Origin of the sequence: Alkalimonas sp. NCh-2 (genome assembly GCF_039631345.1) — a bacterium.
Taxonomy (GTDB): domain Bacteria; phylum Pseudomonadota; class Gammaproteobacteria; order Enterobacterales; family Alteromonadaceae; genus Alkalimonas; species Alkalimonas mucilaginosa.
This window is the reverse complement of record NZ_JBDIUV010000005.1, coordinates 291,848-309,481: the sequence shown is the minus strand read 5'-3', so window position 1 is coordinate 309,481 and position 17,634 is coordinate 291,848. Positions and strand designations below refer to the sequence as shown.

General features: G+C 52.6%; 12 protein-coding genes. 5 read left to right on the top strand and 7 right to left on the bottom strand.

The annotated features are described in order from the left end of the window. From ABC502_RS14245 to ABC502_RS14235, 3 genes are read right to left on the bottom strand one after another with little or no spacing between them, the layout of a single operon-like run. Positions 1-1,452, bottom strand: coding sequence for a TrkH family potassium uptake protein (locus ABC502_RS14245; RefSeq protein ID WP_345916332.1), 1,452 nt, complete (start codon positions 1,450-1,452; stop codon positions 1-3). A gap of 41 nt (positions 1,453-1,493) precedes the next feature. Then, complete coding sequence (gene pepQ / locus ABC502_RS14240; RefSeq protein WP_330087784.1) at positions 1,494-2,816, bottom strand: Xaa-Pro dipeptidase; 1,323 nt, start codon at positions 2,814-2,816, stop codon at positions 1,494-1,496. 50 nt (positions 2,817-2,866) lie between these two features. Continuing rightward, on the bottom strand, positions 2,867-4,819 hold the full coding sequence (locus ABC502_RS14235; protein ID WP_345916331.1) for a transglycosylase SLT domain-containing protein: 1,953 nt from the start codon (positions 4,817-4,819) through the stop codon (positions 2,867-2,869). 195 nt (positions 4,820-5,014) lie between these two features. On the opposite strand from ABC502_RS14235, the gene fadB reads away from it, so the two are divergent. The 5 genes from fadB to ABC502_RS14210 all read left to right on the top strand — a co-directional run bounded on the left by fadB (position 5,015) and on the right by ABC502_RS14210 (position 11,005). After that, positions 5,015-7,168 (top strand): fatty acid oxidation complex subunit alpha FadB, encoded by a 2,154-nt coding sequence (fadB, locus tag ABC502_RS14230; RefSeq protein WP_345916330.1) that lies wholly within the window; start codon positions 5,015-5,017, stop codon positions 7,166-7,168. A 17-nt stretch (positions 7,169-7,185) separates the two neighbouring features. Further along, positions 7,186-8,349 (top strand): acetyl-CoA C-acyltransferase FadA, encoded by a 1,164-nt coding sequence (gene fadA / locus ABC502_RS14225; protein WP_345916329.1) that lies wholly within the window; start codon positions 7,186-7,188, stop codon positions 8,347-8,349. A 136-nt stretch (positions 8,350-8,485) separates the two neighbouring features. Beyond that, positions 8,486-8,731, top strand: coding sequence for a sulfurtransferase TusA (tusA, locus tag ABC502_RS14220; protein WP_345916328.1), 246 nt, complete (start codon positions 8,486-8,488; stop codon positions 8,729-8,731). Between the two features lie 59 nt (positions 8,732-8,790). Further along, positions 8,791-9,846: a GGDEF domain-containing protein gene (locus ABC502_RS14215; protein WP_345916327.1), complete on the top strand. Its 1,056-nt coding sequence runs from the start codon at positions 8,791-8,793 to the stop codon at positions 9,844-9,846. Between the two features lie 361 nt (positions 9,847-10,207). Next, complete coding sequence (locus ABC502_RS14210) at positions 10,208-11,005, top strand: response regulator (protein ID WP_330087777.1); 798 nt, start codon at positions 10,208-10,210, stop codon at positions 11,003-11,005. A 66-nt stretch (positions 11,006-11,071) separates the two neighbouring features. Here ABC502_RS14210 and glyS read toward each other — a convergent pair whose 3' ends face one another. The 4 genes from glyS to recF form a co-directional block, all read right to left on the bottom strand. After that, the gene (gene glyS, locus ABC502_RS14205; protein ID WP_345916326.1) at positions 11,072-13,129 is read right to left on the bottom strand and encodes a glycine--tRNA ligase subunit beta; all 2,058 of its coding nucleotides are present in this window, start codon (positions 13,127-13,129) and stop codon (positions 11,072-11,074) included. After that, positions 13,129-14,046: a glycine--tRNA ligase subunit alpha gene (gene glyQ / locus ABC502_RS14200; RefSeq protein ID WP_345916325.1), complete on the bottom strand. Its 918-nt coding sequence runs from the start codon at positions 14,044-14,046 to the stop codon at positions 13,129-13,131. Before glyQ ends, glyS begins: the two co-directional genes overlap by 1 nt. 82 nt (positions 14,047-14,128) lie before the next feature. After that, complete coding sequence (gyrB, locus tag ABC502_RS14195) at positions 14,129-16,543, bottom strand: DNA topoisomerase (ATP-hydrolyzing) subunit B (RefSeq protein ID WP_345916324.1); 2,415 nt, start codon at positions 16,541-16,543, stop codon at positions 14,129-14,131. Beyond that, a complete protein-coding gene (gene recF, locus ABC502_RS14190; RefSeq protein ID WP_345916323.1) occupies positions 16,530-17,630 on the bottom strand; it encodes a DNA replication/repair protein RecF in 1,101 nt (366 codons plus the stop codon). The genes gyrB and recF overlap by 14 nt, the downstream gene beginning before the upstream one ends. Positions 17,631-17,634 lie beyond the last annotated feature (4 nt).

Sequence of the window (17,634 nt, the reverse complement as noted above, 5' to 3'; positions counted from 1 at the left end):
TTAGTTTTTCCAGAAAGCCGGCGTAAAGAGCACCAGCAAGGTGAAAATCTCCAGCCGGCCAAATACCATCGCCAACACCAGCAAGTATTTACTGCTATCAGCCAGCTCACCATAATGCGAAGCCACCTCACCAAGCCCAGGCCCCAGGTTATTCAAGCAGGCGGCAGTGGCAGTAAAGGCGGTGATATTGTCCAGCCCGGTCATAATCAGCAGCAGCATAATAATCACAAACACCAACGCATAGGCAGCGAAAAAGCCCCATACCGCCTCAACCACCCGGTCTGGCACCGCCCGCCGCCCCAGCTTAATGCTGTAGATGGCCCGCGGATGCACCAGCCGGTTTAGCTCGCGCTTGCCCTGCAAGAACAGCAATAACACCCGCACCACTTTCATCCCACCACCGGTCGAGCCGGCACAGCCGCCAATAAAACTGGAGAAAATTAACAGGATCGGCAAATACAAGGGCCAGTAAGCAAAACCGCCGGTGGCAAAGCCTGCGGTGGTAGATATAGATACAGCCTGAAACAGACCGTGGTCAAAAGCTTCCCAGCTGCTGTCATACACCTGACTGCGTAGCAAACCAATAAAAATCAGCACAACCAGCGAGCCCTGAATAAACAAAAAAGCCCGCAGCTCTGGATCTCGCCAGTAGGTCAGAATATTTTTACCACGCATGGCTGCAAAGTGCAGCGGGTAATTGATGGCACTGAGGAGCAGAAACACCACACAGATAATATTAATGGCACTACTGTTGAAGTGACCAATACTGGCATCGTAGGTCGAGAAACCGCCTATAGCGACGGTGGAAAAAGAATGACCCACCGCATCAAACCAGCCCATCCCCGCCAGACGATAAGCCAAAGCACAGGTCAGCGTCAGCACCACATAAATCAACCACAGATGTTTGGCGGTATCGGCAATGCGCGGTGTGACTTTGTTGTCTTTGACCGGCCCCGGGGTTTCCGCTTTGTACAACTGCATGCCGCCAACACCCAGCATCGGCAGAATTGCTACCGCCAACACGATGATCCCCATGCCGCCCAGCCATTGCAGTTGCTGGCGGTAAAACAAAATGGCTTTTGGCAGGGTTTCAATACCGGTAAGTACGGTGGCTCCGGTGGTGGTGAGCCCGGAAAAGGCTTCAAAGGTAGCATCGGCCAGGTTCATGCCGGTTTCTGACGATAAATAGAGCGGTAAGGTACCAACAGCCCCTAACACCAGCCAAAACATCACTACAATCAAAAAGCCGTCGCGTACTTTCAAATCACGCTGATAGCTGCGGTTGGGGTACCAGATCAGCAGGCCTGCCGTGACACAAATAACAAAGGACAACAGAAAGGGCACCCCTGCACCATCCTGATACCAAAGCGATACCAGGGCTGGCGGCAGCATGCTGGCGCTGAACACAGCGACCAGCAACCCCAGAATGCGGATAATGGAGCGATATTGCATAGTTCCCCGAACTGGCAGAGCGCCAGACGACTACCTGCCGGTTAATCCAGCTGCAGTTCCCTGGTCATATTTTCATTGCGCTCCCGGTGTACGATGACATTGTCTTCGATCCGGATGCCACCAAATGGCTTAAAGGCCTGAATTTTATCCCAGTTTAGCAGCTTTTTCTGTGCATCAGGCAGCTCATCCAGTAAGGAATCAATAAAATACAACCCCGGCTCTATGGTGTAGACCATCGACGGCTCGATCAAACGGGTACAGCGTAAAAACGGATGCTGCTCTGGTGGCGGCAGATGGGTACCGCGCTCATCCAGCATAAAGCCACCGACATCGTGCACCTGCAAGCCAAGATGATGCCCTAAACCATGCGGGAAGAAAGCCCGGGTAATGTGTTGCTCCACCATGGCCTCAGCCCCCAACCGGACAAAATCAAAATCCGCCAGCACTTCAGCAATTAACCGATGCGTTTGCAAATGCAACTCGCTGTATTTGATACCAGGTTTCAGGCCATCAACCATCTGCAGCGTAATGGCATCAACCCGTTTGATCAGCTCTGCAAACTCGTGGCCGCGATCAAAACTGTAGGTGCGGGTGATATCGGCGGCATAGCCATGAAACTCGGCCCCGGCATCGATCAGAAAACTGTGATGCTGCACTGGCTTTTGTCGCTCCAGCGCCGTGTAGTGCAAAATAGCGCAGTGTTGATTCAGTGCCACAATATTGCCGTAAGGCACCTCGTTTTCCGTCTGACCAACAGCCGAGAGGTAAGCCAACTGAATATCAAACTCTGAGCCGCCGGCATAAAAGGCTGCTTTGGCAGCCTTGTGGCCCGCCACCGCCATGCGGTTGGCCTGGCGCAGGCACTGCAACTCGTACTCAGTTTTATAAGCGCGGTGGTAATGCAGAAAGTTCAGCACCGGCTCCGGGTTGATTTCACTAAAGCCTAATGCCTGGGCAACTTCCAGGTACTCACCTAAATACGCCAGCCGCTCTTTATCGTACGGCAGCAATTGTTCGACCTGGTTGGCTTTTTCCAGCAATTGAATATCAAAATGCTCAGCCCAAAAATCCCCTGGCACATCCGGTACTTTGTGCCAGAAGTCTTTTGGCCGGTAAAAAATCAATTTTGGTTTATTGACGCCATCCACCTGCAGCCAGCAGTGCGGGTTATCCACCACAGGCAACCAGGCCTTGAAGTGCGGATTGGCTTTAAACGGATAATCCATGTCATCGAGAAATTTACGCTTGGTCTGGCCAGAGTGAATCACCAGGCCATCCAGGTTTTCCCGCTCCAGCAATTGGCGGGTCCGCTGCTGCAATACCTGAATATGGTTGGCGTAGCTTGCAGGATCAATTACCGTCATAGCATCCTTCTTGTGATAGTGGGTACAAAATACGATGCTTCATAATAGCATCAATCCTGCGGCTGCCCAATCCGCATCCCTAGTAAGGGAGCAAACACATCCACCGGTTGATCCATGCGGATATTGTAAATCTGGTAATACGCCATTACAGCTTTGACGTACTCGCGGGTTTCCCGAAACGGAATGGTTTCAATCCAGATATCCGCCGGCACCGCCTCATCTTTCGGGATCCACTGCCGAACCCGGCCATAACCGGCATTGTAGGATGCGGTGGCGATCAGCAGGTTGCCATCGTTACGGCGCATCAGGTAATTCAGGTAGTTGGTACCGTAATCAATGTTGGTGATAGGATTGTACAGTTGGCCCAGCTGCACCGGCTGGCGTGCAATGTAGTTGGCGGTATCCGGCATAATCTGCATCAGGCCGCGGGCACCAACCGGTGAGTTGGCATCCACCATAAAGGAGCTTTCACGCCGGGTAATCGCCATGGCCCAGGCCGGGTCGACTTCGGCTTTACCGGCAAACTCAGCCATCTCTTCTTTAAAAGCCAGGGGAAAGCGCAGTTCGATATCATCCCAAAAACCAACATCCGCCAAAGAGAAGATGGAGCGCTCATACCACTGCATCTGCGCTGCTAAACGGGCAGAGGCCAGCTTGGTTTGCTCATCGGCGGTGCGCTGTAAATGATTCCACTCACGCCGGGCTTCCGTCATCCGGCCCAGTGCCAGCCACTCCTGCGCACGCTGCACCGAAGGGTGTCCCCCCAGCTCAGCTACTTCGCCGTCGGTCACCGGCACTGGCCGGTGCGATAAGCTGGGAGGAAGTCCCAAACGCGAAGCTGCCATAAAACCATAATAGTTGCGCCGCTGCGCCAGTTCATGCCACAGCACATCGGCTTGCGTTTGCTGGCCTTGCTGTTCCAACGCCCGCGCCAGCCAGTATTGCCAGGCGGCACTTTGCTGCAGCTCCTGAGGCATGCTTTCTATCAATTGCTGTACCCGAGGCCAGTCCTGCAGCTTTAACACATGAGCAATGCGCCAGTGTGCCAGGGTATCATCCATATGTTCAACCGGCACTTGCACCATCCAGGCATCGGCTCGTTCATCACCACGGCTCGCCAAGGCCACCGCAAAGGCTCGGATCACCATCTGCCGCTGTCCTTCAGTAAAATGAGGATCTTCGGCAAAACGCTGCCAGGTGCTCAGGGCCTGCTCCGGATTACGCCAGATCAAGCGTCGCAAGCCATAGGCCAATACTTCCCGTTCACGTGGATCGCGACGGGGAAAAAAATTGCTCTGTGCCACCACGGCAGGGTTGCGCCTGGCCCGGATCCATAAATCCACCAGATACTGATCACGCGCCGGCATCAGGCCGCGCAAATAAGGCAATAAATTGGCCTGACCGCCATCAGCTACCTTGCCAACCCGCTGCCAGATCACTTCAGGGGTCATCTGACCCGCATCACGCCAGCGGCTAAACAGGGGATCGCAGGCTCTGGGCTGCGACACCCCGACCGTCCAGAGCTCACGCACCTCTGGCCAAATCTGCGCTGGCGCTTCTTTTTCCAGCCGGAAACGCAATGCATGGCAGTGCAACTCGGCATCCTGGGTAGGACGGTAATTGGCTAAAAACAACTCAGCTGAGCGGCGCTGCGCCAGATACAGCAACCAGCGCTTGCGCAGAGGCCAGTCCATCGGTGACCCCTGATGGCGGGTTAAAAAACGCTCGATGGCATCGCTGGCAGATAAACGTCCTTCCAGCCAGCGTTGCTCCAGATAAGGTTGCAATGGGTAGTCGGCTAGCTGCTCGAGCCACTGTTCGGCTTGTGCTTTGTTGGTTGAACCGATCCGTAACTCGGCATGCAGAAACTGTTCGCGCTGCTGACTGAGCAATAAAGCTTCTTCGTTAACGGGTTCGTCCGCACAAAGCCAAACTGGCAATGCCAGCATGACCCCGAGAATCACCCACCATCCTGCCGGCTGTTTTATCGAACGCTTTAGCATGCTTTCAATCCATTTCCTGCCTATAGTTAGTAGCATTGTCGTGAAAACACAGATGGAACAGCAAAAATCAAACACCTGTTTAAAAAATAGTTGAATTTTCCAGCCATCCACGACACACTGAAAGGAACGCTATCTCATCGTACCAGTTAGCGCGTGACCCTACGCAACATGACCTGACTTTAAGGGAGACCATGCATGATGTATCAAAGTCCACGCATTACCGTCGAACAACTCGCAGACGGCATTGCCAAGTTTACCTTCAATGCCGAAGGCTCCGTCAACAAGTTCGACCAACAAACCTTAGCAGATTGCAAGGCTGCTTTGGAACAGCTGCAGCAAGATAAATCCGTCACAGGTGTGCTTTTCAGCAGTAGCAAGGACAACTTTATCGTTGGCGCGGATATTACTGAATTTCTGCCCATCTTCCAGCGTGACGAGCAAGAGCTGGTGCCCTGGATCAAGCAAGCATCGGATGTGTTCGATTTGTGCGAAGACTTACCGGTTCCAACCGTGGTCGCTATCCGCGGCTTTGCACTGGGCGGCGGCTGTGAGTGGACTCTGGCCTGTGATTACCGGGTCGGTGACAGCAGCACCAAAATTGGCCTGCCGGAGGTCAAACTGGGCCTGATGCCTGGTTTTGGCGGTACCGTGCGTTTGCCGCGCATCATTGGTGCCGACAATGCGATGGAGTGGATCACCACCGGCAAAGATCGCAATGCGGTCAAAGCCCAGCAGGAAGGCTTAATTGATGCCGTCACCTCGCCGGAGAAGCTGGAAGCAGTAGCATTGTCCATGTTGCAGGATGCCATCGCCGGCAAACTGGACTGGCAGCAAAAACGTGCGGTCAAGCTGCAGCCGCTGAAACTGAACAAAACCGAAGCCACCATGAGCTTCAGCACTGCCAAAGGCATGGTGTTTGCCACCGCCGGTAAGCATTACCCGGCGCCGATGGTCGCAGTACAAACCATTGAGGCGGCTGCCGGGCTGGACCGTGCCGGTGCCATGGCACTGGAGAATCAGGGCTTTGCCAAACTGGCCAAAACCGATGCAGCCACTGCTCAGATTGGTCTGTTCTTAAACGATCAGTTGATCAAAGGCAAAGCGAAAAAAGCTGCCAAAACAGCCAGCAAAGCGGTCAACAAAGCCGCCGTACTGGGTGCCGGCATCATGGGTGGCGGTATTGCTTACCAGTCGGCCAGCAAAGGCGTGCCGGCGGTGATGAAAGACATCAATCAGCAGGCGCTGGAGCTCGGTATGGGCGAAGCCACCAAACTGCTCGCCAAACAAGTCGAGCGCGGACGCTTGGACGCTGTCGGCATGGCCAAAGTTATTGCCAGCATTACGCCGTCACTGAGCTATGAAAGCGTCAAAGACGCCGATATCGTGGTAGAAGCTGTGGTGGAAAATCCGAAAATCAAAGGCGCAGTGTTAAAAGAAACCGAAGCCTTGCTGAGCGACGATGCCATTTTAACCTCCAACACCTCAACCATTTCCATCAACTCGCTGGCTGAAAATCTGAGCCGGCCACAGAACTTCTGTGGCATGCACTTCTTCAACCCGGTGCACCGGATGCCATTGGTAGAAGTGATCCGTGGCAAAGATACCTCGGAAGAAACCGTGGCTGCTGTGGTGGCGTATGCTGCCAAAATGGGCAAGTCGCCGATTGTGGTCAATGACTGCCCGGGATTTTTCGTCAACCGGGTACTGTTCCCCTACTTCGCTGGCTTTAGCAAGCTGGTGCTGGATGGCGCCGACTTCAGCCAAATCGATAAGGTGATGGAAAAGCAGTTCGGCTGGCCGATGGGCCCGGCGTATTTGCTGGATGTGGTGGGGCTGGACACCGCCTTCCACTGCACCGATGTGATGGCCGCTGGTTTCCCAACCCGGATGGCCAAGCTCGACAATGATCCGGTCGCCGCCATGTACCAGGCCAACCGCTACGGCCAGAAAAACGGTTTTGGTTTTTATGCGTACAGCAAAGATGCCAAAGGCAAGCCGAAAAAAGCGGTGGATGACGCCAGCCGCGAACTGCTGGCCGGCATTTGCCACAGCGCCACCGAGTTTAGCGCCGAAGACATCATTGCCCGCACCATGGTGCCGATGATCAACGAAACCATTCGCTGTCTGGAAGAAGGCATCGTTGCCAGTGCCGCTGAGGCCGATATGGGTCTGATTTATGGCCTGGGCTTCCCGCCCTTCCGCGGTGGTCCGTTACGCTACGTCGATACCCTGGGTCTGGCCAATTTCGTTGCTCTGGCCGACAAGTACGCCCATCTGGGTGAGATTTACCAGGTTACCGATAAAACCCGCGCCATTGCCGCTGATGGCCAGCGTTTCTTCCCGGTCTAAGCGCAGGAGTCAAACAGATGAAAAACGCCGTAATTGTTGATTGCATCCGCACCCCGATGGGCCGTTCGAAAAACGGCATCTACCGCAATATCCGTGCTGAGTCGTTATCAGCCCATGTGATGGCCTCCTTGCTGGCGCGTAACCCGCAGCTGGATGCCAGCGAGATTGATGACATCATCTGGGGCTGTGTGCAACAAACCCTGGAGCAAGGCTTTAACGTTGCCCGCAATGCTTCCTTGCTGGCTGGCATTCCGCACTCGGTCCCTGCCGCCACCATCAACCGCTTGTGTGGCTCCTCCATGCAGGCGCTGCACGATGCGGTTAAATCCATTCAAACCGGCATGGGTGAGGTGTACCTGATTGGTGGTGTTGAGCACATGGGCCATGTGCCGATGAATCATGGGGTGGACTTTCACCCGGCCTTAGCTACCTCGGTGGCCAAAGCTGCGGGCATGATGGGCCTGACCGCCGAATTGCTGGGTAAGATGCATGGCATCAGCCGGCAGCAGCAGGATGAGTTTGCCGCCCGCTCACACCGGCTGGCGCATGAAGCCACGGTGCAAGGCCGTTTTAAAAACGAAATCATCCCTACCGAAGGCCACGATGCCGATGGCGCTTTGCGGGTGTTCGATACCGACGAAGTGATCCGGCCGGAAACCACAGTAGAAGGTTTAAGCCAGCTGCGGCCGGTGTTCGATCCGGCTAATGGTACCGTCACGGCCGGCAGCTCGTCTGCCCTGTCCGATGGTGCTTCCGGCATGCTGGTGATGAGCGAAGACAAAGCCAAGGCGCTGGGCCTGCCAATTCGGGCTTATGTCCGCGGTATGGGCGTGGCTGGCTGCGATCCGTCCATTATGGGCTATGGTCCGGTGCCAGCGTCGAAAAAAGCGCTGAAGATGGCCGGTGTCAGCATCAGCGACATCGACTACGCAGAGCTGAACGAAGCCTTTGCCGCTCAGGCCTTGCCGGTGATGAAGGATTTGGGCCTGCTGGAAGTCGCCGAGCAGAAAGTGAACCTGAATGGCGGCGCCATTGCTTTGGGACACCCGCTGGGCTGTTCTGGCTCCCGCATCAGCACCACCTTGCTGAATGTGATGGAAGCTAAAGGCGGTAAATACGGCCTGGCGACCATGTGCATTGGCCTGGGTCAGGGCATTGCTACCGTGTTTGAGCGGCCTTAAGCTGGCAGCAACACAATCGATACCATAGAATAAGGGCCTGCGGGCCCTTTTCTTATACTGGAAAAACAGCTGTGAAAGGGGTTGTTATTCAGCTTTGATGCCACTATTAATCCAGAGTCTTTAGCATGGAGTCATGATGCAACCAATATTTGATAATCCAACACAAACTCTGGATGCCCTGGGGCTGCGCTGCCCGGAGCCGGTGATGATGACCCGCCTGGCTATCCGTAAAATGGCGGTAGGAGAAACCTTGCTGATTATCGCCGACGATCCGGCGACGACACGGGATATCCCCAGTTTTTGCCGCTTTATGGACCACCAGTTGCTTGCCAGCGATACCACCGAGTTGCCCTATCGGTATCTGATAAAAAAAGGAACTTAAAAGGTATCCTGATTATTTTGTGCTAGCCTCAAAGCATCCTCGGATTTTAAGGATGCCTTTTGACCCCAGCTCTGCCTGCAAATGGCCACAAACAAGCACAGCACATAGATGCACGGCGCCGTCATCATATTCTGGTATTTGTCAGTTACATTACCAGTCTGGTGATGTTTTTTTATGGTGTCCGAAGCCTGAATCAGGATTCTCTGCTACTGCCACTGATCCTCTTTGCTACTGGTGGCTGTTTTTTACTCAATGTCCTGCTGTATCACTTCAGTCAACAACTCAATCGCGCCTGCATCATCGAAGCAATGCTGGTGGGCACTTTTGTACTAAGCCTGGTTTATCAGGGTGGCTACAACAACACAGCGCTCTACTGGGTATTTCCTTTTCCAGCCATCTTGTTTGGTTTGTTGGGCGTCCGCAATGCACTGGTTGGCAATGCCATGCTTTTGCTGATGCTGGGGGTGATGCTGTTTACCCCAGATCTGATTCAGGCAGAGTACAAAGTGGCTGAAACCAGTCGTTTCCTCGCTTCCCTGGTAATCGTGATCACTGTGTGCTGGATCAACGATCATTACCGGGAACGCAGCCATGCTGCAATGGAGCACCTGCAAAACAGCAAAGAACTGCAGGCCAATACCGACGCCTTAACCGGCCTGGCTAACCGGCGTTTTCTGGATTCCAGCCTGATCCCGGCACTGGAGCAGCAAAGCGATGAGCTACTGCCGCTGGCTGTCATTATGTGCGACCTGGATCACTTCAAACAGCTGAATGATCAATTCGGTCATGATGTGGGGGATGAAGTGTTAAAAGCAGTCGCAAACGTCTTTCGCCAAAACTTGCGACAGCAGGATATTGCCTGCCGTTTTGGTGGCGAAGAGTTCTTACTGATCCTGCCTCATACCACGACCGCCGATGCCCGCTTAGTGGCTGAAAAAATACGGCTACAACTCAGCAAAAAGCACCTGAACACTGCGGCAGCAAACCACCAGCTTACTGCCAGTTTTGGAGTAGCCGGCTGCGACGAAACGATGGCTTTTTATGATGCAGTCAAAATAGCCGATCAGCAGCTTTATCAGGCCAAGCATCAGGGGCGCAATCAGGTCTGCGGCTAATCTGCTTCTCCGACCAGCATGAAAGCCGAGCTGCTGGTTGTCGCTGAAAGCCCACTGGCTAATTTTAAAGTACTCTACGCTACCCGCCCTTTCCGGCGGGATGAGCACAACCAATGCGCACTTAAGGTGTTCGCTACACCATCAAGGATGACATTAGCTATGATACACAGCGCCCACAGGCCGATGTGTGAGCCATGGTTGAGCAAGTACAGCTGCAAAGCCTTAGCGCCACCGTTTTTCCTACCCTCAGGCAGCCCAACCCCTTTTGGGCTACTCAACACCTTACCTGTTTCTGTCAGAGCTGAATGGCTTTATACTCTCTACAGCTTGTGCCAGAATAAGATTTTCAGTAGGAATCAGTATGCAGCTTTCAACTCAGGATTTGGATATTTTGCTGGCCGAGCCTTCGGATGTGCAGCGCAAAATTATCCGGCAAAAACTTAAAGCCGAAGAGGTGCATCAGGTGGCTGAAGCGGCCAGTTTGCAGCAAGCCATTACCGCCATTCGCCAGCATCGCCCGGATGCTATTGCCAGTGCGCTGCACTTTGCCGATGGCACCGCACTGGAACTATTGCAGCAACTAAAAACCGAACCCGCTACCGCTGATATTCCCTTTCTGCTGGTTTCCAGTGAAACCCGTAAAGAACAACTGGAAGCCTTTAAGCAATCCGGTGTTATTGCCATTTTGCCCAAACCTTTTGATGCCGAGCAGCTGGGTAAAGCACTGAACGCCGCCATCGACTACATCAGCCCTTCGGAGTTGGAACTGGATTTGTTCGATGTGCAGGATGTGCGGGTACTGATTGTTGATGACAGCCGTTTGGCACGTAACCATATTCGCCGGGTACTGCAAAACCTGGGCATGCAGCATATTATTGATGCCGACGATGGCCAGCAGGCCATCGGCCTGTTGCAGCAGCAGATGGTTGATTTGGTGGTCACCGATTACAATATGCCGGAAGTGAATGGTGAAGAACTGACCCGCTTTATCCGCGAACACAGTACCTTATCGCATATCCCCATCCTGATGGTCACCAGCGAAGCCAACGATGCCCACCTGGCCAATATCGCGCAAAGTGGCATCAATGCGCTGTGCGATAAGCCTTTTGAGCCCGCGGCGGTGAAAGAGTTGTTGTATCGTATTTTAGGTCAGGACTGAGCAGCGCATCATTGAATATAAAAACGCCAGCATAAGCGCTGGCGTTTTTTATGTTGCTAGCAACGATCAGCTTTGCAGCAAGGAGATATCGGCTACCTGCAAGAACAGCTCGCGCAGTTGCTTCAACAGTGCCTGACGGTTCGCCCGAACGGCCATATCCTCGGCATTCACCATCACCCCATCAAAGAAGCTGTCGATAGCTGCACGCATTGCGGCCAGATGAGCCAGGCCATCACTGTAGGAGGGCGCAGTAGCCTGGTACTGCTGCTCATCCTGGATGGCCTGATACAGCGCCTGCTCTGCCGCTTCGGTCAGCAGCTCCGGCTGCACCGTATCAGTAATAGCGCCATCCACTTTCGCCAGGATATTGGCAACCCGTTTATTGGCTGCTGCCAATGCTTCAGCCGCATCCAGCTTGCGGAAGGCAGCTACTGCTTTTACCCGGCGATCAAAATCAGCAGGCGTGGTAGGCCGACGAGCCAGCACCGCCTGGATCACATCGACCGCATAGCCCTGCTCCTGATACCAGCTACGGAAGCGTCCCAACAGAAAATCCAATACCTGCTCAGCCACATCCTGTTGCGTCAGTTTGTCACCAAAGCTTTGCTTGCTGGCTTCGATCAAATCAACCAGATCAACCGGCAGCTCTTTTTCCACCAGAATACGCAGGGCCCCTATCGCCGCCCGGCGCAGTGCGAACGGATCCTTATCGCCTTTAGGTGCCTGACCAATGCCAAAGATGCCAACCAGCGTATCCAGCTTATCGGCAATGGCCACCGCACAGCTTTCCAACTGGGTTGGCAAGCTATCACCAGCAAAACGTGGCATGTACTGCTCATTCAGCGCCAGGGCCACAGCTTCGGTTTCACCATCCAGCCGGGCATAATGCATGCCCATAATGCCCTGCACTTCCGGAAACTCACCGACCATATTGCTCATTAAATCCGTCTTTGACAGCAGGCCAGCTCGGCTGGCTGCAGCCACATCAGCACCTATGGTGTTGGCGACCCAGCCAGCTAACTGACTGATACGTTCGGACTTTTCAGCCAAAGTACCCAATTGCTGCTGGAACAATACCGTCTGTAAACTAGGCAAGCGATCGATCAGTTTGGTTTTCTGATCGGTGACAAAGAAAAACTCGGCATCGGCCAAACGTGGCCGCACCACTTTTTCGTTACCCTCGATAATCTGCTGTGGATCCTTACTGCGGATATTGCTAATAAAAATAAATTGATTCAATAAGTTACCAGATTCATCCTGCAACGGAATGTATTTCTGGTTGTCTTTCATGGTAGAAATCAATGGCTCAGCCGGTACCGCCAGGAAACGCTGCTCAAAGCTGCCCACCAACAACTCGGGCCACTCGACCAAAGCAGTAATTTCATCCAGCAAGGGCTGATCCAATAAAGGAACCGCCTTCAGCTCCTTGGCTTTACTAGCCACTGCATCGGTAATCAGCTGTTGCCGTTCAGCAAAGTCGGCCACCACAAAAGCAGCTTTTAGCTTAGGCAAATAATCATCCGCATGCTGGAAGCTGACCTTCTCCGGTGCATGAAAGCGATGGCCATAGCTCTGGCGGCCGGCCTCACGCCCTAGAATGGTCGCAGGAACCACCTCAGTACCATACAGCATCACCACAGTATGCACCGGGCGAATAAACAGAGCATCGGAATTGCCCCAGCGCATCGGCTTGGCAATTGGCAGTTTATGCAGCGCTGATTTCACCACATCCGGCAGCAGTTGTCGGCTATCACTGCCCGGTTGCTGTTGCTTGTACAGCAGCCAGGCACCTTTATCGGTTTCCAGTCGTTCGGCCTCAGACACTTCAATGCCCAGACCTCTGGCCCAGCCTGCAGCTGCTTTGCTGGGGTTACCACCGGCATCAAAGGCAGCACTGAGCGCCGGCCCACGCTTCTCAACCAGCTTATCGGCTTGTTTGGCCTGCAACTGATTGACCCGAACGGCCAGCCGGCGTGGTGCTGCGTACCAGCTTATCTCTGCATGCGCTAACTCCAGCGCTGCCAGCTCGGCCTGAATATTGTCGGCAAAAGCGGTAGCCAGTGTTTTCAGTGCCTTGGGTGGTAACTCTTCGGTACCAATTTCAACCAAAAAATCCTGCGCCATTACGATGCCTCCTGCGCTGAGGTTTTACATAGCGGAAAGCCAAGCGCTTCCCGGGCGGCGTAGTAAGCTTCGGCACAGGCTTTGGCCAGAGTACGTACCCGCAGAATGTAACGTTGACGCTCTGTCACCGAAATGGCATGGCGTGCATCCAGCATATTGAATGCATGCGATGCTTTCATCACTTTCTCGTAAGCGGGCAATGGCAGCCCCTGTTCAATCAGGTAGTGGCTTTCTTTTTCGCACTGATCAAAGAGCGCAAACAAGGCCGGTACATCGGCATGTTCAAAGTTGTAGCGTGACTGCTCCACTTCATTCTGGTGGAACACATCGCCGTAGCTGACTTTACCAAGCGGGCCATCGGCCCACACCAGATCGTAGATACTGTCCACGCCCTGAATGTACATAGCAAGACGTTCCAGGCCATAGGTGATTTCACCGGATACCGGCTTGCACTCCAGGCCGCCAACTTGCTGGAAATAGGTAAACTGGGTCACTTCCATACCATTCAGCCACACTTCCCAGCCCAACCCCCAGGCACCCAGTGTCGGTGATTCCCAGTTGTCTTCCACAAAGCGAATATCATGCACTAAGGTATCGATACCTAACTCGCGCAATGACCCCAGGTACAGCTCCTGAATATTTTCCGGCGATGGTTTAAGCAGTACCTGGAATTGATAATAGTGCTGCAAACGGTTCGGGTTTTCGCCATAACGGCCATCGGTTGGCCGGCGGCATGGCTGCACATAGGCAACATTGGTTGGCTCAGGGCCCAGAGAACGTAAAAAAGTCATCGGGTGAAAGGTACCCGCGCCCACTTCCAAATCCAATGGTTGCACGATGACACAACCCTGGCGTGCCCAGTAATCCTGCAAGGCCAGGATCAGGCCCTGAAAGGTATTCAAGTCATACTTTTGCATGGGTTTTGTATTCCATCTATGTAAAAAGGGGCAGGCAGATGCTAGCCCCTTTTGGGTTCGTTTCGTCAATCGCTTACAAGACCTAGACGTCCAGGTTGGCGACCCGCAGCGCATTCTCTTCAATAAATGCCCGGCGCGGTTCAACATGATCGCCCATCAGAGTGGAGAATAACTGATCGGCTCCAATGGCATCTTCGATGGTGACCTGCAGCATACGACGGGTGTTTGGATCCATAGTGGTTTCCCACAACTGATCCGGGTTCATCTCACCCAAGCCTTTGTAGCGCTGAATATAGAGTCCTTTTTTCGACTCGCTCATCAACCACTCCAGCGCCTCTTTAAAGCTGCTTACCGGCTTGGTTTTCTCACCACGACGCACATAGGCGCCCTCTTCCATCAGATCGCGGATTTCATTACCAAGAGCGGCAATGCTCTGGTAATCGCGAGAACTGATAAAGTCGTGGTGCAGGACGTAATCGTATTCGATACCATGTTGGCGCACGGTGATTTTAGGCAAGAATAAGTGGCGCTCACGGTCTTCATGCACCTGATGCACATAGCTGGTGCCATTGCCTTCCTGTGCTTGCAGTTGCTCTACCAGGTTTTTCACCCAGCCACTAACAAAATCGTGATCTTTACACTGTTCCACACTAAGGGCTGGTACATAAATCAGTTCATGCAGTAGCAGGTAAGGAATTTTCCGTGCCAACCGTTCCAACGTATCCATCACTTTATGGTATTGACGGACCAGAGTTTCCAACTGGGCACCACCAATGCCCGGAGCGTTTTCATTGACATGCAAGCTGGCCTCATTCAGGGCCAATGTAGTCAGAAACTCGATGCGGGCTGCTTCATCTTTCAGATACTGTTCCTGCTTGCCTTTTTTCACCTTATACAGTGGCGGCTGGGCAATGTAGATGTAGCCTTTTTCGATTAACTCTGGCATTTGCCGGTAGAAAAAGGTCAATAACAAGGTACGGATGTGCGAACCATCAACGTCCGCATCCGTCATCAAAATGATGCTGTGGTAGCGAATTTTATCCGGATTGTACTCTTCGCGGCCAATGCCGCAACCCAGCGCCGTAATCAGCGTGCCGACTTCCTGTGAAGACAGCATTTTGTCAAAGCGGGCTTTTTCTACGTTCAGTATTTTACCTTTCAGTGGCAAAATAGCCTGATTCTTACGGTTACGGCCTTGTTTGGCAGAACCACCGGCCGAGTCACCCTCCACGATGTACAATTCGGATAAAGCAGGATCTTTTTCCTGACAGTCCGCCAGCTTACCAGGTAAGCCAGCGATATCCAGCGCACCTTTGCGACGAGTCATTTCCCGCGCTTTGCGGGCAGCTTCACGGGCACGGGCTGCATCGACAATCTTGGTAACAATAATTTTTGCATCGTTCGGGCTTTCCAGCAGATACTCGTTCAGCCGCTCATGCATCGCGCTCTCTACCGCTGATTTCACTTCTGATGAAACCAGTTTGTCTTTGGTTTGCGAGCTGAACTTTGGATCCGGCACCTTGACACTGATCACTGCCGTTAAACCTTCACGGGCATCATCACCAGACGCTGCCACCTTCATTTTCTTGGCGTAGCCTTCCTGATCGATGTAGGTATTCAGCACCCGGGTCAATGCTGAGCGGAAGCCAGCCAAATGGGTACCACCATCACGCTGCGGAATATTATTGGTAAAGCAGAAGATATTTTCCTGATAGCTGTCATTCCATTGCATGGCGACTTCAACCGAAATACCATCTTCCCGCTCCTGAGTGAAAGTAAACACCTTGGGGTGAATGGCTGTTTTATTTTGATTGAGGTAAGCGACAAAAGCCTGGATACCGCCTTCATACTTAAAGTGATCGCGTTTGTCGGTGCGCTCATCGGTCAAAATAATGCTGACGCCAGAGTTGAGGAACGACAGCTCACGTAGCCGTTTCGCCAGGATATCGTAATGATAGTTGATATCGGTAAATACAGTTGGGCTTGGCCAGAAGCGTATTTCGGTGCCGCTGTCTTCAGTCTCACCAATCACGCTTAATGGCGCTTGTGGCACACCCAGGTGGTATTCTTGCTCAAATACCTGACCCTTGCGACGGATGGTCAATGCTAGTTTATCAGACAGCGCATTCACCACCGAGACACCTACACCATGCAAGCCACCGGAAACTTTGTACGAGTTGTCGTCAAACTTACCGCCGGCATGCAACACCGTCATGATAACTTCCGCGGCTGAGATACCTTCTTCGTGCATATCGGTTGGAATACCCCGACCATTATCACGCACAGATACTGAGTTATCGCTGTAGATAGTGACCCAGATATCACTGCAATGCCCAGCCAGTGCTTCGTCAATGGAGTTGTCCACCACCTCGAATACCATATGATGCAAACCTGAGCCATCATCGGTATCACCGATGTACATGCCAGGGCGTTTACGAACTGCATCCAGTCCTTTTAATACTTTGATACTCGATGAATCATAATCATGTTCGGCCATATTCGTCTGTCCGTGCTGTCAATGTCCCATGTTCCACGTGAAACACCGCTGTTGTAGCCGGCGGCATTAAATGCAAAACTGGTTCAGGTTCAATTGCGGTTACAAAAACCTGTGAGTTAATCGTTTTAAGTAATTGGAACACTTGCTGCATAGAATCTGCGTCCAGCTCTGAAGCCAGATCATCAATCAACAAGATAGGTTGCTTTTGTGCAACTGCACCAATTACGTTGCTTTGAGCAATTTTGAGTGCAAATAATAGCATCTTTAGCTGCCCACGTGATAACACTTCTTCCGCGGGTTGCTGCTCGACTTTGATGCGTAAATCGGCTTTTTGGGGGCCAGCTTGTGTAAACCCCATTTTCACATCCGTTGCCCTGTTCTGTTGCAACAGCTCTGCCAGGTTTAGCTGTTGATTCCAGCCCGGATAAAACTGCAGCTGAACATTACTCAGCAATGGATGATCCGATACTTGCTGTTGAAACTCGGCATTTAGTTGCTGCAAGTACTCTTGCCTTAATGCAGTAATGATCTCAGCACTTTGGCAAAATAAATTGTCCCAATAGCGAAACTGTTCTGCTGTTGCACCTTGCTTCAGTAACGCATTTCGTTGTTTATTGGCTTTACTAAAAAGCTGCCAATGCTGATAAAAGGAAGGTTCCACGTGGAACAATCCCATATCAAAGAAATGCCTCCGCTCTTTAGGACCACCAAAGAAAATTCGAAAACTATCCGGGGTAATTAATTGTACCGGCAGCAAGTGAGCAATATCCGCCAATCGCTTCGCGGTATCGCCATTTAAACGCAGGGTCAACTCACCTTGTCTGGTTCGTTGCATGCCAACCGAATTTAACTGCTCCGCCTGCAAGATTTTGGCATGGACCACACTGAGTTCCGCTTCAAAGCGAATCATCCGTTGCAGTCGAGCAGTACGAAACGAACGACCATGTGCTAAAAAATAAATAGCCTCCAGCAAACTGGTTTTGCCACTGCCATTGGCACCACAGATCAAATTAAAACCAGTGGCAGGTTGAAACTGCTGGCTAACAAAGTTACGAAAGTCAGTAACCGATAACAGTTGTATCGACATGTAA